Source organism: Synechococcus sp. TAK9802 (genome assembly GCF_014279535.1).
GTDB lineage: Bacteria > Cyanobacteriota > Cyanobacteriia > PCC-6307 > Cyanobiaceae > Parasynechococcus.
This window is the reverse complement of sequence record NZ_CP047937.1, coordinates 651,153-676,666: the sequence shown is the minus strand read 5'-3', so window position 1 is coordinate 676,666 and position 25,514 is coordinate 651,153. Positions and strand designations below refer to the sequence as shown.

The window sequence follows — 25,514 nt, the reverse complement described above, 5'->3', positions numbered from 1 at the left end:
CTCAGCTGGGGAGGGGTTCGGCACAGACAGCCTCAATCACGGAGGTGATCAGCCCGTCATCCCCGGCAGGCTGCCATTGGGCACGAAAACGAGGCAAACCATTCACCTGTTTGTCGCGATACAGCTCCTGGGAGCAGTCCAGCTGCATTACATAGAGCTCGCCGGAGGGCTGCTCTCCATCCTCAGTGGCCGCTGGGGTGAACCGGCTGAGCACGGTTCGGTAACCATCCCGATCGATGCGCACACTGCCGCGATCCCACCACTGCTGGCCCGCGTCGGTGGCAGGCACCTCGATCCATTCCACGGGGCCCGCTAGCGCGGGGGCGACCCAGCAGACCAAGGCCAGGATCAGCAAACAACCAGCTCGGATCATGCGCTGGTGAGCTCCATAGGTTTGCAGCCGTGCAGGCGCAGAAGGTTGGCCAGGGTGGAGCGCAGCTGGGTGCGGGGAACGATCGTGTCCACGAAGCCGTGCTCCTGCAAATATTCGGCCGTCTGGAAATTGTCGGGCAGCTTCTCCCGCAGGGTCTGCTCGATCACCCGGCGGCCAGCAAAACCAATCAAAGCCTTCGGTTCCGCCAGGATCAGGTCGCCCAGCATGGCGAAACTGGCGGTCACACCCCCCGTGGTGGGGTGGGTGAGCAAGGGCATGTAGAGCAGCTCGGCTTCGCGGTGGCGTTCCAGCGCGCCGGAGATCTTCGCCATCTGCATCAGGCTGAGCATCCCCTCCTGCATCCGAGCACCGCCGGAGGCACAGACGATGAGCAGCGGCAGCTTGCGGGCGGTGGACTCCTCAATCAGACGGGTGATTTTCTCCCCGACCACCGAGCCCATCGATCCCCCCATGAAACGGAAGTCCATCGCTGCCAGGCCCATGGGGATGCCCTCCACCCGGCAGAGCCCGGTGACGACACCATCCCGCAGCCCCGTCGAGGCCTGACTTTCCCGCAGTCGGTCGGCGTAGGCGCGCCGGTCTTTGAATCCGAGGGGATCCACCGGTGAAAGATCCGCATTCAGCACTTGGAAGCTGTCGGGGTCCGCGATCAGTGCGATGCGCTCAGCACTGTCGATCCGGTGGTGATGGCCGCAGTTGGCGCAAACACTGGCATTGAGTTTCAGGTCTTTGAGATAAACGACCTGACCACACTCCGGGCATTTGCTCCACAGCCCATCGCCTTCATCGGGTTCCTGCTTGACGTTGGCGACGTACTGACCCTTGCGGCGATCAGCAAACCAATCGAACAGAGACACACAGGGCCGTCAGCTCACACCATTAAAAGCCGGACTGGGAAGAGACGCTGGGGAATCAAGCGCCCAACAGCATCACCCAGGTGTTCCACCACCACTGCGGACCGGTCAACCAGACCAGCCAGATGCCCAGGGCAATGAAGGGACCGAAGGGGAATGGTTCCCTGGGGCCCAACCGGCCGCTGAGACGAGCGGTGCTTCCAACCAAAGCTCCCGAGACAACCGCAAGGGCCATTGCCGCTACGATGCCCCAAGGGCCCAGCCATGCCCCGCCCAGCGCCGCCAACTTGGCATCGCCCAGGCCCAGCGCAGGCTGTCCCAACAACCGCTCGGCCAAGGCACTGAGGCCTTCCAACAGCAGCAGGGCCAGCACCGCGGCGATCAAATGGCTGGCCAGAACAGGAATGCCAGCAGCCGTGCTGACGAGCAGGCCCAGCACCACACCCCAGCGGCACAGGGGCTCCGGCAACCAAAGGTGATCCAGATCGATCAACACCAGCGGCAACAGCAGCGCGATCAGGGTGAAACCAGCCCAGGGGAGCCAAAGATCAGGCAGCTCCCCACCAGCACCAGGCCACACCAACAGCGCCGAGATCCAGAGGCCGGCACTCAGGGCCTCCACAGCGGGGTAGCGCCAGCTGATCGCTGCATCACAGTCGCGGCAGCGGCCCCTCAGCAGCAGCCAACCGAGCACCGGGAGATTGTCATGCCAGCGGATGGCAAGGCCGCATTTGGGGCAGTGGCTGCCGGGAAAGACCACCGATTCCTGGCGGGGCAAGCGCCAGGCCACCACGTTGGTGAAGCTGCCGACGCAGGCGCCCAGCAGGCCGGCCCAAGCCAGGATCAACCCTTCCATCGGGTCCGACCGCGGCTCGTGCGTCCCCGGATCAGATCGATGGCAATGAACTCTTCGTCCGGCAAAAGAACAGGGGTCTCGAAGACCACGCGGCCATCGGGTTCCTGCGGATCCACCACCACACCGAGAGGCTCCTGCCCCGCAGGGGTGCTGGAGAGATAGGCGAAATAAATGCGACGGGCCTGGGCGATCAGCGAGCGGCTGTCAATGCGATCCCAGCGGGGCGTCGAGGGCGCCCCCGAGGCTCCGCGGATTTCAAAGGAGGGCGTTGACAAAGAAATAGAGCCCACCTGATCACTCAGATAGGCCCATTGTAGAGACGATTGTTGGTGGGAGAAGCGATCAGCTGAGCTTGTTCTTCTCTTCGATCATGCGGTGAATGATCGGAGTGAGGATCAGTTCCATGGCGAAGCCCATCTTGCCGCCGTTCACCACGATGCTGGTGGGGCTGGACATGAAGGAATCGTGGATCATGTTCAGCAGGTAACCGAAGTCGATTCCCCACTTCTCGCGAGCTCCCTTGCGGAAGTGGATGATCACGAAGCTTTCATCCGGGGTCGGGATGTTCCGGCAGATGAAGGGGTTGGAGGTGTCCACAGTGGGAACACGCTGGAAGTTGATGTCGGTCTGGCTGAACTGCGGGCAGATGTGATTGATGTAATCAGGCATCCGGCGCAGGATCGTGTCAACGATCGCTTCAGCGGAATAACCACGCTCAGCGTTGTCGCGGTGAATCTTCTGAATCCACTCAAGGTTGGTGATCGGCACCACACCCACCAGGAGGTCGGCCAGGGCGGCCACGTCGTAGCCCTCGCCCTTCACACCGCCGTGGAGGCCTTCGTAGAACAGAACGTCAGTGCCGGTCGGGATGTCTTCCCAAGGCGTGAACTGACCCGGCTCGAGGTTGACGCCAAGACGGGCATTGTGTTCAGCCGCTTCTTCAACGCTGTGGAGGTAGTAGCGCTTCTGACCAGCACCGGTTTCGCCATAGGTGCGGAACAGTTCCTCGAGCTTGTCGAAGAGGTTGGCCTCAGGGCCGAAGTGGGAGAAGTTCTCACCCTTGGCCAGGGCATCCGCCATGGCCTGTTTCATGGGCATCCGCTCGTAGCGGTGGTAGCTGTCGCCTTCCACCACTGCAGGGGTAATGCCTTCCCTCGCAAAGATGTGCTCGAAGGCGCGCTTGACGGTGCTGGTTCCAGCTCCGGAAGAACCGGTAACAGCGACAACCGGATGACGCTTCGACATCGACGCAGGGACTACGGGCCCGGCGATCCTGCCAGATCAGGGCCCGATTGCACCAATCTCTGGCTTACAGAGCTTTGAGCAATTGCTCACCCATGGCGCGACAACCCAGCTGGGTGCAGCCTTCTGCCATGAGATCACCGGTGCGGAAGCCACCGGCCAGAACGGCATCCACAGCAGCCTCAAGATCATCGGCAGCCGCGGCCTGCTTGAGGCCGATGCGCAGCATCATTGCGGCCGACAGCACCATGGCCATGGGATTGGCCTTGTCCTGACCGGCGATGTCGGGGGCTGAACCGTGCACAGGCTCAAACAACCCCGGGCCCTCACTGCCGAGGGAGGCGGAGGGCAGCATGCCGATGGAGCCGGTGAGCATCGCGGCCTCGTCGCTGAGGATGTCGCCGAAGAGGTTGCCGGTGAGCAGCACATCGAACTGGCGGGGATCACGCACCAGCTGCATCGCCGCGTTGTCCACATACATGTGGCTCACCTCCACAGCGCCATAGCTGGGCGCCATGGCATCCACGCGGTCCCGCCAGAGCTGGCTCACATCGAGCACATTTGCCTTGTCCACCGAGCAGAGCCGGCCCCGCCGCTCCTGGGCGATCTCAAAGGCCACCTTCGCGATCCGATCCACCTCCGAGGCGGAGTAGGTCATGGTGTTGAAGCCGCGCTCGTCCGTCTCGGTCTCAATTCGTCCCTTGGGCTGACCGAAGTAGATCCCCCCGGTGAGTTCCCGCACCACCATCAGGTCCACCCCCTCGATCACCTCACGCTTGAGGCTGCTGGCATCGATGAGGGCCGGAACAATCTTCACCGGCCGCAGATTGGCAAACAGCTCCATGCCGGCGCGCAGGCCAAGCAGGCCGGTTTCCGGGCGTTTCTCTCGAGGAAGGCTGTCGAAACGGGGGCTGCCGATGGCGGCCAGCAACACCGCATCGGCTGCCTTGCAGGCTTCGAGGGTGCTGGCGGGCAACGGCTCACCGGTGGAATCGATGGCGCTACCACCGATCAGCTGCTCCTCGAAGCTCAGCGAAAAGCCATGGCGCTGGCTCACCACCTCCAGCAGCTGACGGGCAACAGCGGTGATCTCGGGGCCGATGCCATCACCGGGCAGGAGAACAACGCGGTGCTGAGCCATGACGGTGCGGTGCGGCAGGTCGACCGCTGAGGTTACTGAGGGGTGTCCCGCTTGAGCTCCCGCAGGGTCTTGGCCATCTCCGGCAGCTTGCTGAAGGTGGCGGCACATCGCAGCCAGAGGCGATTCGGAATCGCGGGAAAACCACTCACCACCTCTCCGGGGGCCACATCAGCGTGAATGCCGGTCTTGGAGCTGGCGATGACGCGATCGCCGACGACAACACGATTGGCGACCCCCACCTGGCCCGCCAGGATCACCCCCTGACCGATGTGGGCGCCACCGGCGATGCCCACCTGGGAGGCGAAGGCACAGCCACGGCCGGTGGTGACGCCATGGCCGATCTGCACAAGGTTGTCGATCTTGGTGCCGGCACCAATGCGGGTCTCGCCGACGGAAGGGCGATCAATGGTGGTACCGCTACCCACCTCAACGCCGTCTTCAAGAACCACCTGGCCGGTCTGCGGCATTTTTCGCCAGCCCTTGGCCGTCGGCACGAAGCCAAAGCCCTCAGAGCCGACAACGGCATTGGAGTTCACCACACAGCCACGCCCGAGACGGCTGCCGGGGTGGAGCACGGCATTGGCATGCAACTCGCAGCCATCACCCACCACCACGTTGTCGTAGATCACCACCCCGGGATGAACGATGCAGTCGGCACCAAGACGGCTTCCCTCCCCGATGCAGACCCGCGGGCCCACCGCTGTGCCGGGGCCCACCACAGCCCGTTCATCTATCACCGCCGAAGGGTGAATCTCCGCCAAGGGCCGGCGGCGGGGATTCAACTGATCGAGGGCTTCAGCGAAGGCCAGACGCGGATCCGCGAAGACCGCAAAGGCGATGCCACGCTTCGAGGCCAGATCAATCAGATCCTGTTGGTCGGGCAGCAAAAGGGCACCCACACCGCTGGCGCCCAAGGCCGCGGTGAGGGCGTTGCCCTTCTCCAGAAAGCTGAGCTGCGCGGCTGAGGCCTGATCGAGTGAAGCGGCACCCTCAAGCCATGGGTCCAAGCCCGGCTGGCTCCAACGCAGACCTGCATCACCGGTCTGCAGAACCTTGATCAGGGTGCTGAAACGCATGGAGGCCAGGGCAGTCCGGCGGATCGTAGACGTGGTTAACGGCTGCGAAGCACCAGACCATCGCGATGCACCACCACCGGGGAGGACTCCCCCGGCGATGGGTCATTCATCGCGGCCCGCAGCTGGTCGCTGTCCATCGAACAGAGGCCACGGCCCAGGTCCTCTCCATCGGGGTCCAGCAACTGAACGGGTTGATTGGCGGCGAACTCACCCCGCACCGCCGTCACACCCACCAGCAGCAGGGACGCACCACGGTGCTGCAGCGCTGCACAGGCCCCCGCATCCAGCAGCAGTTCACCCTCAGGCCGAAGCACGTGGGCCAGCCAACTGCGTCGGTTGCCCAGGGGTTCGGGGTGGGGATGGAACACCGTCCCCCCCCGTTCGCCCAACAGCAAAGCCTCGAGGCGAGCAGGGTCGCGGCCATCGGCGAGCTGCACGGTGATGCCACTGGCGGTGGCGATGCGGGCTGCCGCCAGCTTCGTGGTCATGCCCCCGGTGCCCCAGCGCCCCCCGTCGCCGGCCCCCTGTTCCAACGAGTCCAGCTCCCGGGGGTGGCGAACATCCGAGATCGGTTCGGCGTTGGCATCAACCCGCGGATCCGAGGAATAGAGGCGATCAACATCCGTGAGCAGGATCAGTTGCTGGGCTTCAACGGCGGCGGCCACCAATGCCGAGAGGGTGTCGTTGTCGCCGAAGCGCAACTCCGCCGGCGAAAGGGCATCGTTCTCGTTGATCACCGGCAGCACCCCCCAGCTCAGCAGCTGCCGCAAAGTGCCCGAAGCGTTCTGATACCGACGCCGATCGGCCAGGTCGGAGCGGGTCAACAGCACCTGCGCCACGGAACGACCATGGCGTTCCATGGCCCGTTCGTACAGCGCCATCAGTGCGCCCTGGCCGATGGCCGCAGCCGCCTGCAGGGCCACCACCATGTCGGGTCGGTTGGTGAGGGCCAACTTCTGGCAGCCCAGGCCAACGGCACCACTGGTGACCAGCACCACCTGGTCACCGCGGTCCATGGCCCCTGCAAAGCAGCGGGCGTAGCCATCAATCGTGCTGGCGGTCTCCCCCCGAAGCAGGCTGGTGCCGATTTTCACGACCCACAGGGTCATGCTGAAGGCGCCCCCATCACGCGGGCCATGGCGCGTTCAAACCGCTGAACACGGTCATGGCGGCAGGGCTTTCCGTCGTCTCGAACCGGGCGAACCAACACTGTGTAAAGCCCCATCCGGTTACCGCAGAGCACATCCGTGAACAGGCGGTCGCCGATCATCGCGATCGCCTCCGGGGGCAGCGAGAGATCGCGAACCACGCTGCGCAGGGCGCCACGGCGGGGCTTGCCGGCACCAAAGGTGAAGCTGACCTGCAGCTGATCAGCCACGGCAGCAATCCGGTCGCGGGAGGGGTTGTTGCTGAACAGATGCAACTGCAGGCGGCGGCCGGCATCCACCAGCCAGTCGCGCACCGGCCCTGGCAGGGTCACGTCACGACCGGGCAGAAGGGTGCGGTCAACATCGATCACGGCGGCCTTCAGGCCGTGGGCCGTGAGGTGAGGCAGCGAAAGCTGGGCAATGGTGAGGTGGGGATCCCAATCGGGGGTCAACCAGTGCTGTGCCGTCAATCCGGCCATTCACGCTCCTCCAGTTCCGCCTCAATCAGGGGTTGAACGCGGTCGAGCTCATCGTCGCTCAGCAGCACCGCCTGGCCATCCACCATCCGCACCACCACCAGGAAGGGATCGAGGGGGATGTAGAGGCCGTATTCCTCCGCGTCGACCATGAAGCTCACCAGCAGCTCAAAGGTCTCAGCATCCTCATCAACGTCGTCTTCCTCTTCCAGCTCGTCGAGCTCGTCCTGATCCGGCTCCTCCAGTTCACCACTGACGGTGAGTGTGATCGCCGATCGCACCAGAACCAGGTCGTGCTCCTGGAGCACCACATCAGCCACCGAGAGAATCGGCTCGCTGCTGGCGACTTCCGTGATCGGCACCGGCTCTGCATCGTCATTGAGCCGAAACAGCGACACCGGTGTGTCGACCGGCGAGAGCAGGGCGTAGTCCTGCCCCTCGATCGGGATCAGATGCTCGAGGAAGCACAGCAGATCATGGCCCTCGCGGTCGCGGACCAGCAGGGTGGGGTGATCGCTGCTCTTACCGGGGCCCGACTCAGACATCAACGCGGCTCTGACTGGGCTCAGGATCCACCATCGCCCGCCCCGGCGCCCGACCTTGACGCACTCTGTTGGGCCGGTTTGAGCTCCGGACCCTCCGCCAGCCATTGCTCCAGCAGCAAGGCAGCGGCTGCACTGTCCAGACGTCCGCTGCGATCGCCCGTCAGCCCGAACTGTTCACCGGCCGCCCAGGTGCTGCTGTGTTCATTCACCCAGGCCAGGGGCAGATCGAGGGCGGCAGCCAGCCGTAGGCCGTAACGCTGGCAATGCTCCGCCTGGGCCGTGGGCTGGCCCGCGGCATCCAGAGGCAAACCCACCACAAGCCCCTGCACCGACCGTTCACGGCAGTGGGCCCGCAGAACGACCAGATCCGCATCAAAGCGACCACGACGCAGGGCAGCGAGGGGCGTGACACTGATGCCCAGGGCATCGCAGCCGGCCAGGCCGATGCGCCGCCGGCCCACATCGAGGCTGAGGATCGAACAGGGACGCGGCCGCATCAGTGCCGATCACCCAGGCTTGGTGTGGGCAAGGGTGTGCCCTGGGGCCGCAATCGGCCCAGCACCTGATCGAGCGATCGGGTCAGCTGCAGGTTGCGCTGGGGTGACTGACGCCGCCACATGCTGCGTCCGAGCAGCAGCTGCTCGTCGCCACGGGTCCAGCCCTCCGCCTCCAGGATCCGGCTGAGGGGGGCATCGTCAAAGGCCGTGAGCAACCCGCGGGGGCGGCCGCGCTGAAGGATCCCGTTCAAAACCTGGGGAAGGGCCTGATCCAGCCGGGGATCCCAGGCGACGTCGCGCATCAGTTCCAGGAACCCGGCCTCTCCCGCATCGGGAAGGCGGATGCAGCCGGCCAACACAGCATCTCCAGCCATCAGCACGCCGCAGCCGGGGCCGTTGCGGTCCAGCAGATCCAGCCAATGGCGGTCGGTGATCTGACGCAGGTGGCTGTGGCTGCCCCCCTGCTCGATCGGCCAGAGCAATTGGGCGGTGCGGCGGTTCAAGGCCACCCAGCGCAGACTCCCTGGCAACTGATCGGTGCCATGTGGATCAAGCCCAGCCCCTGGTGGACACCAGCACTGGTACGGACGAAGCGGTTGAAAGCCCAGCTCCCGCAGCAGGGCAATGGCATCGGCATCGGTGGCCGGGCAGCGGATCACCCAGCTGCAAATCTGAGCAGTCCACGACTGCAGAGCCTGCTGAAGCAGGGACTGCTGAATGGTGCGATGGCTGTAATCGTCCAGCGGGCCCAGCAGCTCCGGCAAATGAAGGATCCAGCAGCTGCCGCGGCGGTTGAACGGCCGGGCCACCACACTGGCCACCGGGCGATCCCCCGCGAGGGCCATCAGGCAACGGGGCGAGCGGCTGGGGAGCAGATCGGGAAAACGTTGCTCGACCCTGGAGAGCCATTCACCGATCAGAAACCCCTGAAACCGTGAGAGCTGATCGATCGGCGCATCCTGAACCCACTGGGCCAGGTGGGCCGGATTGAGGGGCTCAATGCGGATGGAGGTGGTCTTGGGTTCTGTCACCGGACACCCTCCAACCCCAACTGCTCACAATGTATCGCTCATTCCAGGCCTGGCCGCACCAACACCAGGGGGGTGCGCTCATTGGCATTGCCGGCGGGATTGGGACGCAGGGCCCGGCCCAGCAAGCCCTCATCACAGCCGGGGCTGGAGGCCAGCACCTTCACTCGGCCAAGGTCGTTGACGTCAACGATGGCAACGTCGACCCCGAGTTCGGCAGAAGCATCACGACAGAACTGCTCAGCCCGGGATGGCCCCAGAACAATTGTCTGGTCATAGGGCGGTGTGGTGCCGGTGATGTCGTCGATCAAGCGAGCCTGATCACCGGCGAGGCGATAGAAGCCACCGGGGATGCCCACCAGCTTCATCAGCAGACCCCCCAGCCAGGCGGCCAGCACCCGGGTGGGCCCCACCAGATCGATCAAGGTCTGCATCCCGCAGGCCGTGGCCAGGCTGCTGGTGGGGTGAAACACACGGCAAGCCAGGCGCGCCACCATGCCGGGCTCCACCTCACTGGGATGGCGGTAGCGACCCTGGATCACAGCCACGGGGGTCTCGCCGATGGTGAGGATGTCGCCGGGCTGCACCAGATCAGCGGCGTAGGTGCGCAGGACGTCGATGGCGTCGTCCAGGGGACCGAGCAGGTGGGTGCGCAGCGGCAAGACGCGGCAGCCTTCCCCCTGGCGGAAGTGGGCTTGATCGGGCTGCAGGGGTTGGGGACGGCTCAAGGGCACCAGCACGCCCTGACGGCGCTGCAGGCGACCGAAGGGTCCGTAATTCACCCAGTGGGCATCCACCCAGAGGCTGTCGACCCGAGCGGATGGGGTCGGGCCGGTGATCTCGATCGAGACCCGGGCACGCGTGGTTTTGCGTCCTTTGACGATGTAGGCCGCCCAGTAGCCGTCTGCGCGGGTCTCCTCGTCGAGATGGTCGGCAATGATCCGCGTTGTCACCTCCAGGCCGGCGGGATCAGAGGACCCCAGCAGCACGGGCTCGACCCGCAGCTCCGGCACAAAAATCTCCATGCGGGGGTGGGGGTTGCTGATCTCCAGCACCCCCTCGATACGGAGCCGCCCGCCCAGATCATCAACCCGCCAGTCGCGAGGCGTCATCCGCAACGGTGAGGCGGGTCTGAGGCGATGGCGGAGCTCCAGCCAGGCCACAGCAAGTCCTAGGCCGAGCGGAGCAAGCAGCAGCGACACAGCGGATCCGGCTCAACGACCGGGACAACTGGCCGGCAGCGTAGGCGCCATGGCGGTGGGCGTCTCAGTTGGCGGTGACTTCGATGTTCACTTCGTTGAAGCTGCCTTCCTGATCAATGCGTCCCAGATCCGGAGCGGGAAGACCGGTGGAGGCGCTGATGGCGTCGTTGATCGCCGCCAGGGGAACCTGACCGTTCTGATCAAGCACAACCCGGCCATCGGTGCCGATCACCACCACCTGCGGAATGGTTCCGGACCAATAGGTGGCTGGATCTCCGGCCCCCAGCGCTTCACGGCCCTGCAGCGGATCGGTGGAGAGGGGAAGCAGATCGATGCTGCGGCCCCACAGCCGTTGCAGTTCCGACACCACCGGAGCGAAGCGTTTGCTCACGGCGCTGTCATCCAGGTAGTAGACGATCACGGCCGTGCGTCCCTCAGCGAGGGACTCCTCCAGGGTGCTGGCGGGGGGAACCAACGAGCCATTGCCGGCGTAGAGGGCATAGATGTTGCCGTCGTAGCTGTCGCTGTTCAACACAGCGGCGGCTGGTGCGACATGGAGCAGCAGCGCGATCGAAACGGTGATCAGACAGCGCACCAAAGCAAGCATCAAGCCGAAGCAGCGGATCGCCATTGTGGACCCAGGGGCCTAACCGCGGCCGAAGCTGCGGCCCATGCCCTGGGCAATGCCCCGCCCCACCAGACCGATAGCGCGCCCCAGCACCTGGGTGAGCAGGATCACGGCAAGGTCGCCGATGCGGCGCACCAGGGCCTGCACCTGGGGTGCGAGGGCATCCCGGGCTTCCAGGAGCAAGGCCACCTGCCGCTGCCACCAACCCAGCTGATTGAGCTCCTTGTCGCGGGGCTCCGTCAGAAGCAGCGGTTCGATGCGACCGGAGCGCAACTGAAACAGGGTGCGCTGGCTTTCGTAGAGCTGAATGGGGCGCTCCACCCAATCCGCCCAACGCAGCTGGGTGTTCAAGCGGTTCCTGAGCCGGTCGAGTTCCCGGGTGGCCAGGAGGGGGTCCCGCAGCAGGTAACGGCGCAGCTCCGGCCAGTCACCACAGGCATCGAGCAATTCGGCACCAATCAGTTCCGCCGTCCTCACCAGCCAATTGCTCACCAGGGTTTCTAGTTGCAGGAAGGCCCTGGGGTCATCGGCCGGCAGCAGCAGGCCGTTCACCAGCATCGGTTGATCGGCCACCAGCGGCGCCAGCATTCCGGTTGGATCGGGCAGCTCGCCGTCAGCGCCGGTGAGATCAGCGCGGCTGAGCAGCGAAGCCACCACCGGCTGCAGCTCGCCGTCGCAGGGGATCTGGACGTAACTGCCGGCCAGGGCGGTGAGGGCCTGCTGGCGCAACTCGGGCTGCAACGAATCCCAGGCCTGAGCGATCGCCGTGGCGTCCTGGCGGCTGCGCAGGCGCTGCAAGACCTGATCAAGCTGTTGCAACAGGGCCAGCAGCAACTCCCGGCGACGATCCGGGTGCAGGCCCTCAATTGCCAGCAAACGGCCGGTGGAATTGGTCAATCCAGCCTGAACCGATGCATCGATGCGGTCGCGGATGGCATCCCATACAGCTACGGCATTGCGTTCGCGCAGGCTGATCGCCGTGGTGGTGGCTGATCCATCTCTGGAGACGGAGGGGCCCAGGGGTTCTGCATGCTCGAGGCCCATCTGCAGTGGCCCCCATAGCCAAAGCAGCAAGCCCTTGGCGAAGCGCAATTCACGGCGGCGCCCCTGCAGCAGCAGGAACAGCAACGGCTGCTCCGGGGGTGGATTGAGCAGGGTCTCCACCCGTTGCAGGTCCCGGCTCACCTGCTGCAGGCCACTCACCAGCAGCCACTGGCCCAGGCCCATGGTCTGCTGCTGGCTTGGCGTCTCCGGCGCAGCCTCCAGGCGAATGTCCCGTCCGCCCTGCAACAGGGTTTCGATGGCGTTCTGCAGGCCCTGGGCATCGACGTTCTGCAGCAGACCGGCCGCGGGCAGCTCCAGCAGCTGCTCCCGAGACAGGCGTAACTCGCTGGGCAGCAGCAGAAGCACCGGGGCGGGCTGCCAGCGCTCCTGCAGAGCGAACAGCTCCTGCTGAAGCGACGCCAATGAGGCCACGCTGTCGATCGACCAGATCACCAACGCCGGGGCACCCGTCAGGCGTTCAGGGCGAAGCACCACCTCCCAATCGTCCCGGGAGGAGGTGAGTTTCAGCGCCAGCGACTCCCCGAGCAGATCCGGAGCGAGCAGCAACATCCGCACCGGCGAAGGTGAGACCAAGGGTTGAACCCGAAACAGTTGAGCTCAAGGTAACGAGCTTCTGCTCAGTTCTCCAGGGTGCGCCGGCCGTTCAATTGCAGGGTGTACGACTCGATGCGAAAGCCGGTGCGCTGTTCGATCTGACGCAACAGATCGTCGGGGAGAACAACGTCGATGTCTTCGATCGAACCGCTGTCCAGACAGGTGAGATGGCTGTGGGGATCACTGCGGTAGCCGTACAGGCGACCACTGGCGCGGTCGAGACACTCGATTACCCCAGCCGACTGAAGGGCTTCGAGATTCTGGTACACCGAGGTATGGCCGATGCTGCGGCCCCTCAGATTCAGCTGTTCAAAGATGTCGCGGGCGCTGAGGTGGCTCTTCTCGCTCCAGAGCAGATCGAGCACCATGCGCCGCTGACGGCTGAGGCGCATCCCCAGCCGCCGGCGCTGCTCAAACACCTCCTGCAAGCTGCCCGCGGGGGACGGCGTGCTGCTCTTGCCGGCGGCTGCGCTTACCACAGAAGAGGCTTGCTTCTTCAACCATAAGGCCCTAGGCCAGCTCAGGCGATGTCTGCCGCCACGGCGGTGACGTCTTGAAGCCTTGCCTCACCCAACGCGGCGATGGCCTCCGCCAGGTCGACACGGCCGTCGTAGAGGGCTCGGCCAACGATCACCCCCGTCACACCAAGGGGCTCCAGGGGCAGGAGCGAGAGGAGGTCGGCCATGCAGCCGATGCCACCGGAGGCGATCACCGGAACAGCGCTGCACTGCGCCATGGTTCGCAGGGCCTCCAGGTTGGGGCCGGCGAGGGTGCCATCGGTGGCGATGTCGGTGGTGATGATCCCCGCGATGCCGGCGGCACTGAACTGCTTGGCCAGATCGGTGGCCAGAACATCGCTCTGCTCGATCCAGCCCCGGGTGGCCACCCGGCCATCGTTGGCATCAATGCCCACCACGATGCGGCAGGGATGGCGTTGGGCCAACTCCTGAACCAACTCCGGCCGTTCAATCGCCACCGTGCCGAGGATGACCCGATCCAGGCCACAGGCGATCAATTCTTCGGCGCGCTCGAGCGAGCGCACACCACCACCGAGCTGAACAGGGATGTCGAGCGCGGCGGTGATGGCCCGCACCGCTGCGTCATTGATCGGCTCACCCCGTTTGGCGCCATCGAGATCCACCAGATGCAAACGGGTTGCCCCCTGGCTCTGCCAGCTGAGGGCCTGCGCCACAGGATCCTCACTGAAGCGGGTCACCTGGTCGTAATCCCCCTGGTGAAGCCGAACACAGGCTCCATCGAGCAAATCAATGGCGGGAATGATCTCCATCGGGGTCGGACCAGAGACCCACCATCCTGCAGCGCCACGCTTCAATGGCTGCGCTTTTTGGGCCCAAGTGCATGAAGATCCTGGTGATGGGGGGAACCCGTTTCGTGGGCCGGCCCCTGGTGGCCCGCCTGCAAGCCCAGGGCCATGCACTCACCCTGTTCACCCGCGGCAAGAACCCCGTACCCGCCGGCGTGGAACACCTGTGTGGCGATCGCAGCAGCGATGAAGGCCTCAGCGCGCTGCAGGGCCGCAGCTTCGATGTGATCGTCGACAGCTCCGGACGCAAGCAAGAGGACAGCAGCCGCGTGGTGGCCATCACCGGGGCCCCCAGCCATCGCTTTGTGTACGTGAGTTCAGCCGGGGTGTACGCCGATTCGGAGCAGTGGCCCCTGGATGAATCCAGCCCCACCGATCCCCAGAGCCGTCACGCCGGCAAGGCCGACACCGAGGCCTGGCTGCGCAAGGAAGGCATCCCCTTCACGAGCTTCCGGCCCACCTACATCTTTGGCCCGGGCAACTACAACCCGGTGGAACGCTGGTTCTTCGATCGCATCGTTCACAACCGCCCGATTCCGCTGCCCGGTGACGGCAGCACGATCACCCAACTGGGCCATGTGGAGGATCTGGCGGAAGCGATGGCCCGTTGCATCGAGGTGGATGCTGCCGCCAATCGCATCTACAACTGCTCTGGCAAGCAGGGCATCAGCTTCCGGGGCCTGATCCGCGCCGCCGCCGTGGCCTGCGGCCGCGATCCCGATGGCCTCGAGCTGCGCAGCTTCAACCCCAGCGATCTGGACCCCAAGGCGCGCAAGGCCTTCCCGCTGCGGCTCAATCACTTCCTTACCGACATCACCCGGGTGGAACGCGAACTGGCCTGGCAACCCAGCTTCGACCTGGCCAAGGGCCTGGCCGACAGCTACGCCAACGACTACGCCCTGAACCCAACCGCAGCGCCAGACTTCAGTTCTGACGAGGCACTGATCGGGGCGTGATGTAGCCCAGAGCTGAGCTCAGAGCCAGGGCGAGGGAGGGCCAGTACAGCCACCAGCCCAGGCTCTGAAGCCCGGCAGCAGCGATCCAGCCAGAGGGCCAGAGCATCAGCAGCAGGCTGAGGAACTGAAGGATCGTCTTGGCTTTGCCCGAAAGCGAAGCCGGCCCGCCATCACTGGCCTGGGAGCGCCAGCCCGAGATCAGCAATTCACGGGCCAGCAACAACCAAACCGCCCAGAGCGGCAACACAGCGGACGACACCAGCCAGAGCAACGGTGCCGCGATCAGCACCTTGTCGGTGAGGGGGTCGAGGCGGGCGCCCCAGCTGCTGCCACCCCCGGCTCGCCGGGCCAGCCAACCATCGGCCGCATCACTGAGCCCGGCCAGCAGCAGCAACCACCAGGCCCAGTCCTGCCAGCCGAACTGCAGGGCAAGGATCAGCGGGAAACCGGCAACGGCTCGCGCCACGGTGAGCCCGTTGGCAATCGAACGCAAAGACAGAAACAACGCTCAGAATGTGAGGAGCTGAACCTTGATCATGGTCCTGCAGCTGACGGTGGCTGATGTGATGACCCAGCCGGTGCTGACGGTCACGCCCGACACCCCGTTGCAGCAGGCCGTGCAGATGATCAGCGACCACCACGTGAGTGGTTTGCCGGTGGTGAATGCAGAGGGAGGTCTGATCGGAGAGCTGACGGAGCAGGATCTGATGGTGCGGGAGAGCGGTGTTGACGCCGGCCCCTACGTGATGCTGTTGGACAGCGTGATCTACCTGCGCAATCCCTTGAACTGGGACAAGCAGGTGCACCAGGTGCTCGGCACCAAGGTGAGCGATCTGATGCGCAAGGACTCCCACAGCTGCGATACGGCGTTAGCGCTGCCCAAGGCGGCATCCCAACTGCATGAACGGGGCACGCAACGCCTGTTTGTTCTGGACGGCAACCAATGCCCCGTCGGCGTGATCACCCGGGGCGACGTGGTGCGTGCCCTCGCCGCCCATCAAGCCGGCTGATTCAACTCATCGTTCGTTCTCCTTTTCCAGGCCGATGCTGCGCTCCTTCCTCATGGCCTGTGTGCTGGTGGTTGTTCCCCTGTTTGGGCATGCCAACCCCACGGCCGAGACCGAGGAAATGGATTTCCTGGACCTGGTGGATGGCGAGGGAAACGTGCTGATCCAGGCCCGAGGCGTTGATGCCGTTAACGCCGAAGCCCGGGCCCAAGGCCTGACTTTTCAAGCTCTGGGGTACCGGTCTGTTGAGGGGCACTGCTTTGTGAAACCTGCTCCAGGCGACTGCAACGGCGTGTTCAAGCGCTAAGGGCGTTCCGCCGTTTGCGATGCCGGGGCAGGCGGTACGCGGTTGTCCACGCGCAACGGCGAAAACAACACGAGGTTGCCCGCCACCAAGCCGGCGGTGACAACAACAGCCGCGAGAACCTCTAAGCCTTCCGATGTTTTGGCTTGCATGGCTCGAGCATGCGCCGCTGGGTTGCCCATGGCGAGGCCTTGTTTGGCTTTCAACGTGTGCGAACAAACGGAGTCAGTTGATACGTCAACCGTCGAACCAGGAGAGTTACGACGGAGCAGTTGATGCGCCCAGCCCTGTGTCGCTCATCTCACGATTTCACGACGACACAGGTGATGTGCCTCCGATCAAGTTCGAGAGCGGGCGTCAGGGAAAGAAGGCAAAACGTCTGACTCGATTCATCTGGAATCAAGTGATTCAACTGCTACTGGCAGGCAAGGAGTTAGAAGCCAACTCGCTGTTGGAAGAATTTGATGAACCACCCCTTTGGGACGACCCACTCGACTGACAAGCCATGGGAACGCCACTCACGCAATGGCTTCAGCTGGTGGGCTGGGTGCTGCTCGCCACAACCCTGATTTGCCTTAGTGCAACCGGGGTTTTCTGAGTTGAGCGGTTAAATCAAAACACCCTCAACAGCAATCAATCTGACCTGCAAAATCAGTGATCAAGAACATCAAAATCAATCCGGTATGACTTGCTACATCGATCCCGAAGTCTTCCTTGAATGCATCAGCGAAGGGATCCAATTGGATTTTTGATTGATGCATGCATTGATTGAAACCAATGGCTTCGTATCAAATCACGATCACCACATCGGAAGGCTCTTCCAGCTTTGCCTGTGCCGACGATCAGTACATCCTTGATGCTGCAGAGGAAGCGGGTGCTGATCTGCCCTATTCATGCCGAGCTGGTGCCTGCTCCACCTGCGCAGGCAAGCTCTCAAGTGGCTCTCTGGACCAGTCGGATCAGAGCTTCTTGGACGACGAACAGATCGCCAAAGGCTTTGCCCTGCTTTGCGTGGCTTACCCAACGAGTGATTGCCAGATCAAAGGAGAAGCCGAAGAAGACCTCTAAAAACTGCTCTGGCTCTGCCCAGCGAAGCGGCCGGCATAGTGCTCTTCACCATCCATGCGCTGAAAGATGAACTGACAGATCAGCGTGCCCGGCACCACCGCCAGCGGAGCCGGACCGAAGTTGCTCATTTCCAGCACCTGCTGACTGTCGATCCCCGGCCCCATGAACGGTGCACTGATGTGCACCATCAGCCCCAGGCGAGCAAAGCGGCTGCGACCCTCAAGCCAACCGCAAAGGCCAGGCCCGAGCCTGACCCGTTCGCGGGTGATCCCCAGCACGGTCTCCCCCGGCATGATCAGGATTTGGCCGCCCTCAGGGACTTCCAACTTGTCGGTGCATTCGCGGTAGTCGGTGTGATCGCGAACCTCGATCACTTCATGCACCTTGCGGAACACCCGAAACGTGGAGCCGAGGGTGAGATCCACCGATGCAGGCCCAACATGGACGGCATTGAAGGGCGTGATCGCAATCAGGCCCTCGTCAACCGCTTGAAGAATGGCCTGACGCCCAAGCACCGCCATGGGTCGATCCCCTGCTGGGCAAAGAGTATGGACGCCTCAGACGCCAGGGTGCTCAAACAGAACCGTCGACCGTTCTGACTCGCTCAGCTCGGCAACGTCTTGTTTCTGAGGCTGCTCAAGCGGTGGAGCATCGGGAAGACGAAAGGCTTTTTCGAGGTCTGTCTTGATGGCACCAAAGGGGTAGGTCATAAAGAAGAGGGCCGCCCACAGCCCCCTCGAAACGACTTGACGACGCATCCCTGCGCCTCCGTTACATTAGTCAACAAAGTTTTGCAACGAGAGCCGTGGCCTTCACCACCCAAGACCTGCTCATCGCGTTCGGCAGCTTCGGCATGGCCCTCTTCGCCTTGAACCTCTACAAGCTGACCAAGGCGGCCAACGGTTGATCAGGCAGTGAAAAACCCCGTCTTCCGACGGGGTGATTTTTTGTCGGGAGACGGATAGCGACAACATCAGCACCCCGAGGCTGTCGACAATTCGATATCAGAACTTCCTCGGGTAAGGGGGTGTTCCTGCCATCTCAACGTTGATCTCCCGGCAGATGTTCATCCATGCCCCCAAGCCGAAGTTCACGCCATTGGGGCCGTCGATGAATTCCTGGAATTCCTCCGCAGTGATTCCCTCGCGGACTTCCCAGATGCAAAAGGCGGGTCCCTCAGGGCCAATGGGACAAAACGAATGGTTGTAGAAGCCCGCTTCAAGGTTTTTGGCTACTGCCTCATCCCAGCCACCACCTGGCGCCATCGCTGCTTGTGCTGTCTCCCACCACTGCTGGGCTTTGCCAGCGCGGAACTCATGATGAACGTGGAAAAATTTTGATGCCATTGCTGATAAGGCGTGGGAGTGGATGGAAGAGCGGCCATCAAAAGATCCGCCGTCCTTCTTAATGCGAGCACCGCTCGCGAATCAACCAGCGATATTGACCCCTTCCTTGGTCACGATCTCGACAACCTTGCTCATGTCACTGAGGTCCTTCTGGTTTGCCTGAAGGCTCTTGAAGACAGACTCAACGCCGCCAGGCTGGCCGACCATGACGTAACGGCAGAAGTCACCGTTGGGGGTGGGGGCATGGACCACACCGGCTTTGACCTGATAGCAACCGCCTGTTCCCACAACGGTTGGCTGGCCATTGATGTTGAAGTTCAACTCTCCTTCCAGCACCAGATAGGTTTCGTCCCAGGCATGGGTATGGGGAGGCTGACCGACTCCACCAGGGGTCGCGAACTCAGCAACGCTGTACTTCCCATCGGTTTGCTCAGCGGTGAGGCGCAGGGTGATGGAATCACCAAGAACGTTGCAGACCTCGGGCTTCTTTTGAAACAGGCCGAACATGGGGACAGCACAGATGCGTCGTCAGTTTCTCAGCTTTTTTCTACGAGGGGCGTTTTGCTGCCAACTGCTGACTGATTCTTTTTTGCTGCGGTGCCGGCTGTCCGTGCGGCATCAACGTTCAATCTTTTGGTCATGGAGGGGCAGCGGGTTCAATCACCCTTGCAGGACCAGCCTCAGACCGGACATTTGAAAACCTTGAGCCGGCGCCCCTCATCGGTTTGAACGTGCCCTGACTGGACGCAACCCAGCTCTGCTGGAGGCAGCCGCGAACCGATGTGGGTCGTGAAACGCTCGGTGCTCTTCATCCCAGTCGCCAACACCAACGCACAAGCAGCGAGTGAGAGGAGAGCCATGAGCAGCACTCGCATCCGCAGGCAGAAGAAGGAGTTCCAGTCTGCTCGGGTGAACCCGACGGTGGTGGGCCGCGGAAAAGAAATGCCTTCTTAGGCTTGGCGAGGGGGGGGCGAGCCGATGGACAACACCAGAGAGCCGGCTGGTCATCTCAGCGCGATCATCGGGATCGGCCTTTTACTAGTAGGCCTTGTTGTCTTTGGAGTGGCCCAACAAAAGGCCTGGAGCCATCAAGCGGAACTCACAAAAAGCTTTGAAGCATGCATGGAGAGCGCTCCCTTCAAACAGTCTCTAAAGGTGCCGCGGCCAGAAGCTGTGCTCACAAACGGGCAACTGCAAAGCCACTTTGACGCCTTTGATCAGATGCTCAAAGAAACAGGTTTACCGCCAATCTGGAATGGCAAAACCTTGGTGCCTTGGAAGGAGTTCCACAAAAACTCGATTGAATTTGCAAGCCAATGCCATGGTCAGCTGGGCATCGATCAGCCTCAACGGCAATTGAAGGGCACCTACGCCAAACCCGTCTGGGATCCCAACTCTCCCATCTGGCGGCAAGCTGATTGATGAGCAAGCGTCGGTTCAAAGGGCTCTACCTGCAAGCCACCGGTGATCCCTGCTGCTTTTCATTTGTGACCTACACACCACAAACCAGAGAACAGATGCTGGCTTGTGGGGATCTGGATGAAAGCGAAGAATATTTCAATCCAGTGATTTTTGATTTCCTGTTGTTCGCCTCAGAGGCTGCCCTTGGAGCACTAGCTGGCAACCCCTTTCCAATCACCTACGACGACGTTTCAATCATCACATCAAGGCAAAGAGGCTCAGGCATTCAGCACGAATATCTGATCAGACTCTCAGCCCAAGACTGGAATGCGGCGAAACAGTCTGCAGTGGATCAACTTCAAGAGGTGTTGTCGAGTGAGCGATGGAATGGAGCTCAGCTCAGGGATTCGCGCGATTGAAACAGGATCAAACCGCGGACGAACAGCCGAGTCCTTTAGCTTGCCGGCTTCAGCAGCCCTTCCTATGATCCCAGAGCCCCATGAGCCCTTTGACATCAACCGAAAGGAGGATTCGATCTTCCTGCTGGGTTCCATGTTCACTGTGATCTTTCTCTTCCTTCTTTAAAAGAGATAAGGCTTATCCTCAGCATCAATCAAAAAGCACCTACTCGAATCGAACAGGTGCTTTTTTGCTATTGATTTGACACTAAATAACCGTTAGTTAGAAACTCAATTTCAGCGGCGCGGCAAGCTCACTTGATACATCGTGTCGTCAGCAGGTTTCCACTGCACAAGGTGGAGCCGGTCGATCTTGTTGTTGTCCAAACAATCCCAGATTGTGGCTCCAGACAGTGTGGCCATCGACCACACATCGCCCTGACTCTTCATCTGCTTGCGGTTGCGATCTTTCCATTCCGTCCAGTTGATTTTTGGGTATGAGCCAACCTGCTCACTCAGAATCACCACCGTGAATTCCACCGAACGCGAACCAAAATCGGCAGGAACTCTAAGTTGTTGAGCCAGAATTCCCTGGCTCAGCCCACGGGTTTGCGCCAGATCCGCCACACGAGCCAGCCCGTCACCCCGAGCCAGAGGAACGCCACAGCCGAAAGGATCGGCACGACGATCAGATAGCTCCACACCCCTAGAGCCACCCAGGCGAGCAGAGACGTGATCAACGCCTTCTGAAAGTTGTTGGCCTTGGCGAGACGTCGCTGCAAAAGAGATCTCACGCTGTTGCTCGATGCTCCATCCCTTCCTCTAGCCACGGATGCCCTCAGCGACCGCAACGCTGAAGCCCTCCTGGGACCAGAGGCGGAGGGAATAACGCGAACCATGCAGCCATGCCGCGGCCCCGTCCGAGGCGATGGTCACGTTCGCCAGTCCACCGCCAAGCCCTAAACCCGCTGCCTTCAACACCGCCTCCTTCGCCGTCCAGGCCTGAATCAGCGTCCAATGCTCTAGGCAGTCCGTCGCTTCAGCGGCCGAGGCAAACATGCGCCGCGTCAGCAGGTCAGATGCCACACGCAACGGCCGGTCCAGCGCCTCCACATCAATGCCAATCGGATCTGGCCCCACCACGCCGATGCTGAGGGATCCGGTGTTGGAAATGCTGTGGTGCAGCGGGGAATCGCGCAGCTGCGGTTTGCCGTAGATCGTGCGGCCGATGTCATCACCAGACACCATCTGGCCTGCATCGGCAAACAACCGGCAGGTGAGGCTGTCGCTCAAGGCCCGCTGCTCAGCGCGCGACGGGGGCTGAGCGAGCTGGGCCACCAACACCCGACGTTGCGTGCTGGGGATCGACCACCAGGACCAAACGGCGTCCAAGCTCAATCCTGAACAGGCGGCACGGGCACCGGCGGCAGGGGCGGCAAAGCTGGCGGCGGCATCACCGATGGGGCTGGCTCGTCCAGCAGAACCTCGGCGGGGTTGAGCATCGGCTCATCGAGCACAATCGGCGGCGGCAGATCGGGGGGCAACGGCACAAACAGCTGCGACTCTGTCCAGTTGTCATCGGAGCTGGCATCTGAGCTGTCATCGGAACCGAGTTCAGCCGGCTCCGGCTCCCGGATCACAGCCTTTGGCTCGCGCAACACCAAAGGATCCGCCGTGATCGGGGGTTCCCTCAGGGGTGCACGGTCCAGATCGACGCTGCGGTCGTTGGCATCCGCGGGCAAACCCGGCTTGGTGAGGTTGTTAGCGGGCCCCCAGATCATCCGGGCCAGGGGTTCCACGCCCTGTTCCATCACCCGGTTCAAGCCCGCCAGGGCGCGATCGGCGAGGTGATTGCCGAAGGACGACACACAGTCGAGCGGACCCTCGCAACCTTCATCCAGCGCCAGCTTGGGCGTCAGCGCCGCGATCAGATTGCCCTGCAGGGGGATCTGGCGAGGGCTCAACCGCAGCAGGTAGGGCACATGCACAAAGCTGGTGGCACCGCCGCTGATCCAGTTGGCGTCTTCTTCGGTGAAGCCCTTCACCCCAGGGATGATCAAACGACTCTTCGAGGCATGGTCGGGCATGTAGGCCGCCAGATAGCCCCGGCGACGGGCGAGGTCTTTGGTCTGTTCGAGGGTGAGGCCATCACGGCTCATCAGCACCTCCATGTGGCCGTCCTGACGCAGGCCCATCACCATGCGAATGCGCGGCAGGTAATAGCGGATGCGCTGGCCCATGCTGATGCTGTAGGCCCCCTTATAGCTCTGCGGCGGAGACTCGATGTCGTTGTAGAGGCTGTGCAGGCCGCCGATGAAGGTGTCGTAGGTGCGGCTGCGCTCATCGGTGAGCTCCCCGTAGCCGAAATCAATGCTGCCGTCGTGGCGGATGCCGACGAAGGCCCGTTGCCGTGAAGCCGAGCGGTTACGAGCGCGCCAGACCTGCTTGCCGAATTTCAGATCCCCCAGAGGGACCGTGATCTCGCGGCCATCGTCGTCCACATGGCGCTCGTACATCGGGCCGGACACGTAGGCCAGGGCAGCGCTGTCCTGGTAGGCGTCCTGTTCGCGATCCCAACCCTCCAGCAGCCCGAAGCGGACCCGCCGTGGATCGAGGTCCAACGCGTAGACCTCATCGTCGGGGATGTAGCGGAACGGCTTGGCATCCCGGCCGCGCTGCTGGGCCGAACGAACAGCTTGCTCCTGCAGCTCGGAGCGCTCAGGTGCCACAGGCGCCAAGGCGATAAGGCCGCCGAAAACCACAAACGGCATGGCCAGCAACAGCCAGCGCTTGCGCAGACGGATCCTGCGCTTGGGCAGGGGTCTGGGTCGCGGCGCAGCAGGCTGAGTCACGCGACCCTTCGCTCTCGGTTGTTGGGGGTTAGGTCGAACCAAGGAACGATGGAGCCTTCGGCCACCAGCCATTGCTGGTAACGCTCGCCGCAGTCATGGCCTCCAGTCAACTGCCCGAACGAAGGAATCACCAGACGCGGGCCCTCCGGATCAAAGGCGAAGCAGGGCAAACGCAACTGATCGGAACGGCTGCGGATCCGGGTGGTGGGGTGCAGGTGACCACACACGTTCAACAACCCCAGCTCCGGCACCCGTTCGGGCATGTGGCTCAACCAGAGATGGCCCAGACGCTGAGAAGGCTGCTGGGGTAAGCCTTCAATCCAGCTGTCCTGGTCATGGTTGCCACCGATCAGCACCACCGGGCAACCACAGAGATCGGGCAGCGCCAGCAGGGTTTCGCGCAGGGGAGCGGTGATGCCGATCCGGGCATGCACGAGATCACCCAGCACGAACAAGCGCTGCGGTGACCAGGCATGGCAGAGCTCCAGCAGCGGATTCAAGGTGCCTTGATCCCCGTCGCTGGGCATGGGGATGCCGTGGGCCTGGAACACCTCGGCCTTGCCGAGATGCAGATCGGCAACAAACAGCTCCCGCCCCTCAGCCCGCCACAGGGCCCGCTGGGGAAGGAACGTGAGTGGGCTGTCGCCCCAGGTCCACTCCAATGCGCTCATAAAGAGTGCAGATCGCAGATCTGTAGCGCTGGCTGCATTGGGTGGCTGACGTCGTGCCGCAAGCTTCGGGGGCCTCCAGAAAACTCATTGTGGCGCGGAGCAATGGCCTCCACCAGGTCGCGAGTTCAACCCTGCGCACGCTCGAACAACGCTTGAGCATGCTGGAAGAGGAAGGCCGTTTCGAATGTGCCTACGCCCTGAGGATGGAAGTGGCCGACTGGCTGCTCGGGGCGAGGGATGCCAACCTGAGCGCACCATCGTTGTTCTGACCCTTCCATGACCACTGCCCTGCTGATCGCGCTGGCGGGTTCCCTGGCGGCAATGGCCGTGATCGTGCGTCGTCTGGAACAGAGCTGATGCGAGGAGTCCGGCGCTGGCCCGTCGTTCTCGCTCTGGCCTGCTTCGGCAGTGCACTGCCCCTTCAGGCCAATCAACTGAAGGTGGGGATCAGTGGATCGGCCCCCTTCGTGATCAAGAACGGCGATCAGCTCAGCGGCATCAGCCTCAACATCTGGCGCCGCGTCGCCGAAGACAACAACCTCAGCTACGAGCTGGTGGAGCAGCCATCCCCCAAAGCCGGGATTGAGGCGGTGGATGACGGCGAGATCGACGTGCTGGTGGGCCCGATCAGCATCACCTCACGCCGCCTGGCCATGCCGGGCATTGACTTCACCCAGCCCTACTACCTGGGCAAATCCGGGGTGTTGCTGCCGATGCGCCCGCCCTCGATCCTGAGCCGCGTTCAAGTGTTCTTCGGCTGGGCGGTGATCTCCTCGGTGCTGGTGCTGATCAGCGTTCTGCTGGTGGTGGGCAGCCTGATCTGGATGGCGGAACGCAACCGCAACAGTGAGCAGTTTCCGAGGAACTGGCTACCGGGCATCAGCAGCGGCATGTGGTTCGCCCTGGTGACCTTGACCACGGTGGGCTACGGCGACAAAGCGCCGATCACACGAACCGGCCGGGGCATCACCGGTGCCTGGATGGTGATCTCCCTGATCGCGGTGTCGTCCCTCACCGCCAGCCTTGCTTCGGCGTTCACCCTGTTCCTCTCCGGTGCCACCGAATCGGCCATCAGCGCTCCTGCACAACTGAACGGACGTCGGGTTGCTGTGGTGGAGGGCACCAGTGGCATGGAGCTGGCCCAACGCGGCGACATGCGTATCGTTAGCGCCACCAACCTCAGCAGCGCCGTACAACTGTTGGTTGATCAGAAGGCTGATGCCTTGATCTTCGATCGACCAGCCATTCGCTACCACCTCAAAAACAATCCCGACCTCGCCCTGCGCCTCGCCCCCTTCACCCTTTCGGAAGAGACCTATGGCTTTGTGATCAAACCGGACAGCCCCCTGCGCACGCCCATGGACGTCTCGATCCTCAAATTGCAAAGGCAGGGAAAGGTTGCAGCCATTGCCAACCGGCTGCTGGATTGAACCTGAAGCCT

The 25,514-nt window shown here is 62.9% G+C and carries 37 protein-coding genes; 9 read left to right on the top strand and 28 right to left on the bottom strand.

All coding sequences use genetic code 11. The features are described from left to right. Position 1 precedes the first annotated feature (1 nt). From SynTAK9802_RS03835 to hisA, 17 genes are all read right to left on the bottom strand, one after another. Positions 2-373: a hypothetical protein gene (locus SynTAK9802_RS03835; RefSeq protein ID WP_186497364.1), complete on the bottom strand. Its 372-nt coding sequence runs from the start codon at positions 371-373 to the stop codon at positions 2-4. Then, a complete protein-coding gene (accD, locus tag SynTAK9802_RS03830) occupies positions 370-1,251 on the bottom strand; it encodes an acetyl-CoA carboxylase, carboxyltransferase subunit beta (RefSeq protein WP_115081815.1) in 882 nt (293 codons plus the stop codon). Before accD ends, SynTAK9802_RS03835 begins: the two co-directional genes overlap by 4 nt. A 55-nt stretch (positions 1,252-1,306) precedes the next feature. Then, positions 1,307-2,104 (bottom strand): A24 family peptidase, encoded by a 798-nt coding sequence (locus SynTAK9802_RS03825; RefSeq protein WP_186497362.1) that lies wholly within the window; start codon positions 2,102-2,104, stop codon positions 1,307-1,309. Then, positions 2,092-2,379, bottom strand: coding sequence for a hypothetical protein (locus SynTAK9802_RS03820; RefSeq protein ID WP_115132082.1), 288 nt, complete (start codon positions 2,377-2,379; stop codon positions 2,092-2,094). The genes SynTAK9802_RS03825 and SynTAK9802_RS03820 overlap by 13 nt, the downstream gene beginning before the upstream one ends. 67 nt (positions 2,380-2,446) lie before the next feature. Continuing rightward, entirely contained in the window at positions 2,447-3,349 is a 903-nt protein-coding gene (locus SynTAK9802_RS03815) for a phosphoribulokinase (protein ID WP_114987927.1), read from the bottom strand. Between the two features lie 64 nt (positions 3,350-3,413). Next, the gene (gene leuB, locus SynTAK9802_RS03810) at positions 3,414-4,487 is read right to left on the bottom strand and encodes a 3-isopropylmalate dehydrogenase (RefSeq protein ID WP_186497360.1); all 1,074 of its coding nucleotides are present in this window, start codon (positions 4,485-4,487) and stop codon (positions 3,414-3,416) included. A 32-nt stretch (positions 4,488-4,519) separates the two neighbouring features. Next, a complete protein-coding gene (gene lpxD, locus SynTAK9802_RS03805; RefSeq protein ID WP_186497358.1) occupies positions 4,520-5,563 on the bottom strand; it encodes a UDP-3-O-(3-hydroxymyristoyl)glucosamine N-acyltransferase in 1,044 nt (347 codons plus the stop codon). A 35-nt stretch (positions 5,564-5,598) separates the two neighbouring features. Beyond that, a complete protein-coding gene (gene proB, locus SynTAK9802_RS03800) occupies positions 5,599-6,672 on the bottom strand; it encodes a glutamate 5-kinase (RefSeq protein ID WP_186497357.1) in 1,074 nt (357 codons plus the stop codon). After that, on the bottom strand, positions 6,669-7,190 hold the full coding sequence (locus SynTAK9802_RS03795; protein WP_186497356.1) for a YqeG family HAD IIIA-type phosphatase: 522 nt from the start codon (positions 7,188-7,190) through the stop codon (positions 6,669-6,671). The genes proB and SynTAK9802_RS03795 overlap by 4 nt, the downstream gene beginning before the upstream one ends. Then, positions 7,178-7,732: a DUF3727 domain-containing protein gene (locus SynTAK9802_RS03790; protein WP_186497355.1), complete on the bottom strand. Its 555-nt coding sequence runs from the start codon at positions 7,730-7,732 to the stop codon at positions 7,178-7,180. Before SynTAK9802_RS03790 ends, SynTAK9802_RS03795 begins: the two co-directional genes overlap by 13 nt. A gap of 20 nt (positions 7,733-7,752) precedes the next feature. After that, positions 7,753-8,229: a Holliday junction resolvase RuvX gene (gene ruvX, locus SynTAK9802_RS03785; protein ID WP_115132089.1), complete on the bottom strand. Its 477-nt coding sequence runs from the start codon at positions 8,227-8,229 to the stop codon at positions 7,753-7,755. Continuing rightward, positions 8,229-9,260, bottom strand: coding sequence for a hypothetical protein (locus SynTAK9802_RS03780; protein ID WP_186497354.1), 1,032 nt, complete (start codon positions 9,258-9,260; stop codon positions 8,229-8,231). The genes ruvX and SynTAK9802_RS03780 overlap by 1 nt, the downstream gene beginning before the upstream one ends. Positions 9,261-9,298: 38 nt before the next feature. Further along, positions 9,299-10,459, bottom strand: a complete 1,161-nt coding sequence (locus tag SynTAK9802_RS03775) for a F420-0:Gamma-glutamyl ligase (RefSeq protein WP_186497353.1) — start codon at positions 10,457-10,459, stop codon at positions 9,299-9,301. 64 nt (positions 10,460-10,523) lie between these two features. After that, a complete protein-coding gene (locus tag SynTAK9802_RS03770) occupies positions 10,524-11,090 on the bottom strand; it encodes a thylakoid membrane photosystem I accumulation factor (RefSeq protein ID WP_186497352.1) in 567 nt (188 codons plus the stop codon). Positions 11,091-11,105: 15 nt separating this feature from the next. Beyond that, positions 11,106-12,701 (bottom strand): DUF3685 domain-containing protein, encoded by a 1,596-nt coding sequence (locus SynTAK9802_RS03765; protein ID WP_186497996.1) that lies wholly within the window; start codon positions 12,699-12,701, stop codon positions 11,106-11,108. Positions 12,702-12,769: 68 nt separating this feature from the next. Further along, the gene (locus tag SynTAK9802_RS03760; protein ID WP_226424454.1) at positions 12,770-13,138 is read right to left on the bottom strand and encodes a Fur family transcriptional regulator; all 369 of its coding nucleotides are present in this window, start codon (positions 13,136-13,138) and stop codon (positions 12,770-12,772) included. A gap of 128 nt (positions 13,139-13,266) precedes the next feature. Beyond that, positions 13,267-14,034: a 1-(5-phosphoribosyl)-5-[(5-phosphoribosylamino)methylideneamino]imidazole-4-carboxamide isomerase gene (gene hisA, locus SynTAK9802_RS03755; protein WP_186497350.1), complete on the bottom strand. Its 768-nt coding sequence runs from the start codon at positions 14,032-14,034 to the stop codon at positions 13,267-13,269. 71 nt (positions 14,035-14,105) lie between these two features. Between hisA and SynTAK9802_RS03750 the strand changes: the two genes are divergently transcribed. Beyond that, positions 14,106-15,026: an NAD-dependent epimerase/dehydratase family protein gene (locus SynTAK9802_RS03750; RefSeq protein ID WP_186497992.1), complete on the top strand. Its 921-nt coding sequence runs from the start codon at positions 14,106-14,108 to the stop codon at positions 15,024-15,026. Here SynTAK9802_RS03750 and SynTAK9802_RS03745 read toward each other — a convergent pair. After that, positions 14,995-15,531: a CDP-alcohol phosphatidyltransferase family protein gene (locus tag SynTAK9802_RS03745; RefSeq protein WP_186497348.1), complete on the bottom strand. Its 537-nt coding sequence runs from the start codon at positions 15,529-15,531 to the stop codon at positions 14,995-14,997. The genes SynTAK9802_RS03750 and SynTAK9802_RS03745 overlap by 32 nt on opposite strands. Before the next feature lie 31 nt (positions 15,532-15,562). Here SynTAK9802_RS03745 and SynTAK9802_RS03740 point away from each other — a divergent pair, with 31 nt between their 5' ends. After that, positions 15,563-16,036, top strand: coding sequence for a CBS domain-containing protein (locus SynTAK9802_RS03740; RefSeq protein WP_186497346.1), 474 nt, complete (start codon positions 15,563-15,565; stop codon positions 16,034-16,036). 34 nt (positions 16,037-16,070) lie between these two features. Beyond that, positions 16,071-16,340: a hypothetical protein gene (locus tag SynTAK9802_RS03735; RefSeq protein ID WP_186497344.1), complete on the top strand. Its 270-nt coding sequence runs from the start codon at positions 16,071-16,073 to the stop codon at positions 16,338-16,340. Here the strand turns inward: SynTAK9802_RS03735 and SynTAK9802_RS03730 are convergent. Further along, positions 16,337-16,543, bottom strand: a complete 207-nt coding sequence (locus SynTAK9802_RS03730) for a hypothetical protein (protein WP_186498255.1) — start codon at positions 16,541-16,543, stop codon at positions 16,337-16,339. The two genes, SynTAK9802_RS03735 and SynTAK9802_RS03730, sit on opposite strands and share 4 nt — an antisense overlap. An 83-nt stretch (positions 16,544-16,626) precedes the next feature. On the opposite strand from SynTAK9802_RS03730, the gene SynTAK9802_RS03725 reads away from it, so the two are divergent. Both SynTAK9802_RS03725 and SynTAK9802_RS03720 read left to right on the top strand, forming a co-directional pair. Then, on the top strand, positions 16,627-16,836 hold the full coding sequence (locus SynTAK9802_RS03725) for a hypothetical protein (protein ID WP_186497342.1): 210 nt from the start codon (positions 16,627-16,629) through the stop codon (positions 16,834-16,836). Between the two features lie 278 nt (positions 16,837-17,114). After that, positions 17,115-17,405 (top strand): 2Fe-2S iron-sulfur cluster-binding protein, encoded by a 291-nt coding sequence (locus SynTAK9802_RS03720; protein WP_025362165.1) that lies wholly within the window; start codon positions 17,115-17,117, stop codon positions 17,403-17,405. Here SynTAK9802_RS03720 and dcd read toward each other — a convergent pair. From dcd to SynTAK9802_RS03700, 4 genes are all read right to left on the bottom strand, one after another. After that, a complete protein-coding gene (gene dcd / locus SynTAK9802_RS03715) occupies positions 17,402-17,926 on the bottom strand; it encodes a dCTP deaminase (protein WP_186497340.1) in 525 nt (174 codons plus the stop codon). The two genes, SynTAK9802_RS03720 and dcd, sit on opposite strands and share 4 nt — an antisense overlap. A gap of 36 nt (positions 17,927-17,962) precedes the next feature. Beyond that, on the bottom strand, positions 17,963-18,163 hold the full coding sequence (locus SynTAK9802_RS03710) for a hypothetical protein (protein WP_186497338.1): 201 nt from the start codon (positions 18,161-18,163) through the stop codon (positions 17,963-17,965). 246 nt (positions 18,164-18,409) lie between these two features. Further along, complete coding sequence (locus SynTAK9802_RS03705; protein WP_038023460.1) at positions 18,410-18,751, bottom strand: hypothetical protein; 342 nt, start codon at positions 18,749-18,751, stop codon at positions 18,410-18,412. 81 nt (positions 18,752-18,832) lie between these two features. Further along, positions 18,833-19,258, bottom strand: coding sequence for a cupin domain-containing protein (locus SynTAK9802_RS03700; protein ID WP_186497336.1), 426 nt, complete (start codon positions 19,256-19,258; stop codon positions 18,833-18,835). 471 nt (positions 19,259-19,729) lie between these two features. Here SynTAK9802_RS03700 and SynTAK9802_RS03695 point away from each other — a divergent pair, with 471 nt between their 5' ends. After that, positions 19,730-20,173 carry a hypothetical protein gene (locus SynTAK9802_RS03695; RefSeq protein ID WP_186497334.1) on the top strand — a complete coding sequence of 148 codons (444 nt, stop codon included), beginning with the start codon at positions 19,730-19,732 and terminating at the stop codon, positions 20,171-20,173. Next, the gene (locus SynTAK9802_RS03690; RefSeq protein WP_186497332.1) at positions 20,173-20,571 is read left to right on the top strand and encodes a hypothetical protein; all 399 of its coding nucleotides are present in this window, start codon (positions 20,173-20,175) and stop codon (positions 20,569-20,571) included. Before SynTAK9802_RS03695 ends, SynTAK9802_RS03690 begins: the two co-directional genes overlap by 1 nt. Before the next feature lie 276 nt (positions 20,572-20,847). Here the strand turns inward: SynTAK9802_RS03690 and SynTAK9802_RS03685 are convergent, their stop codons facing one another. The 5 genes from SynTAK9802_RS03685 to pdeM all read right to left on the bottom strand — a co-directional run bounded on the left by SynTAK9802_RS03685 (position 20,848) and on the right by pdeM (position 24,073). Then, the gene (locus SynTAK9802_RS03685; RefSeq protein ID WP_370586376.1) at positions 20,848-21,177 is read right to left on the bottom strand and encodes a hypothetical protein; all 330 of its coding nucleotides are present in this window, start codon (positions 21,175-21,177) and stop codon (positions 20,848-20,850) included. After that, positions 21,147-21,332: a hypothetical protein gene (locus tag SynTAK9802_RS03680; RefSeq protein WP_186497330.1), complete on the bottom strand. Its 186-nt coding sequence runs from the start codon at positions 21,330-21,332 to the stop codon at positions 21,147-21,149. Before SynTAK9802_RS03680 ends, SynTAK9802_RS03685 begins: the two co-directional genes overlap by 31 nt. Positions 21,333-21,372: 40 nt before the next feature. Continuing rightward, the gene (locus SynTAK9802_RS03675; protein WP_186497328.1) at positions 21,373-21,942 is read right to left on the bottom strand and encodes a 4'-phosphopantetheinyl transferase superfamily protein; all 570 of its coding nucleotides are present in this window, start codon (positions 21,940-21,942) and stop codon (positions 21,373-21,375) included. A gap of 2 nt (positions 21,943-21,944) precedes the next feature. Beyond that, positions 21,945-23,321, bottom strand: coding sequence for a hypothetical protein (locus tag SynTAK9802_RS03670; RefSeq protein WP_370586387.1), 1,377 nt, complete (start codon positions 23,319-23,321; stop codon positions 21,945-21,947). Between the two features lie 77 nt (positions 23,322-23,398). Beyond that, entirely contained in the window at positions 23,399-24,073 is a 675-nt protein-coding gene (pdeM, locus tag SynTAK9802_RS03665) for a ligase-associated DNA damage response endonuclease PdeM (protein WP_186497326.1), read from the bottom strand. 53 nt (positions 24,074-24,126) lie between these two features. Between pdeM and SynTAK9802_RS03660 the strand changes: the two genes are divergently transcribed. Then, on the top strand, positions 24,127-24,342 hold the full coding sequence (locus SynTAK9802_RS03660; RefSeq protein ID WP_255487838.1) for a hypothetical protein: 216 nt from the start codon (positions 24,127-24,129) through the stop codon (positions 24,340-24,342). 87 nt (positions 24,343-24,429) lie between these two features. Beyond that, positions 24,430-25,503, top strand: coding sequence for a transporter substrate-binding domain-containing protein (locus SynTAK9802_RS03655; RefSeq protein ID WP_186497325.1), 1,074 nt, complete (start codon positions 24,430-24,432; stop codon positions 25,501-25,503). The last annotated feature ends 11 nt before the right edge of the window (positions 25,504-25,514 follow it).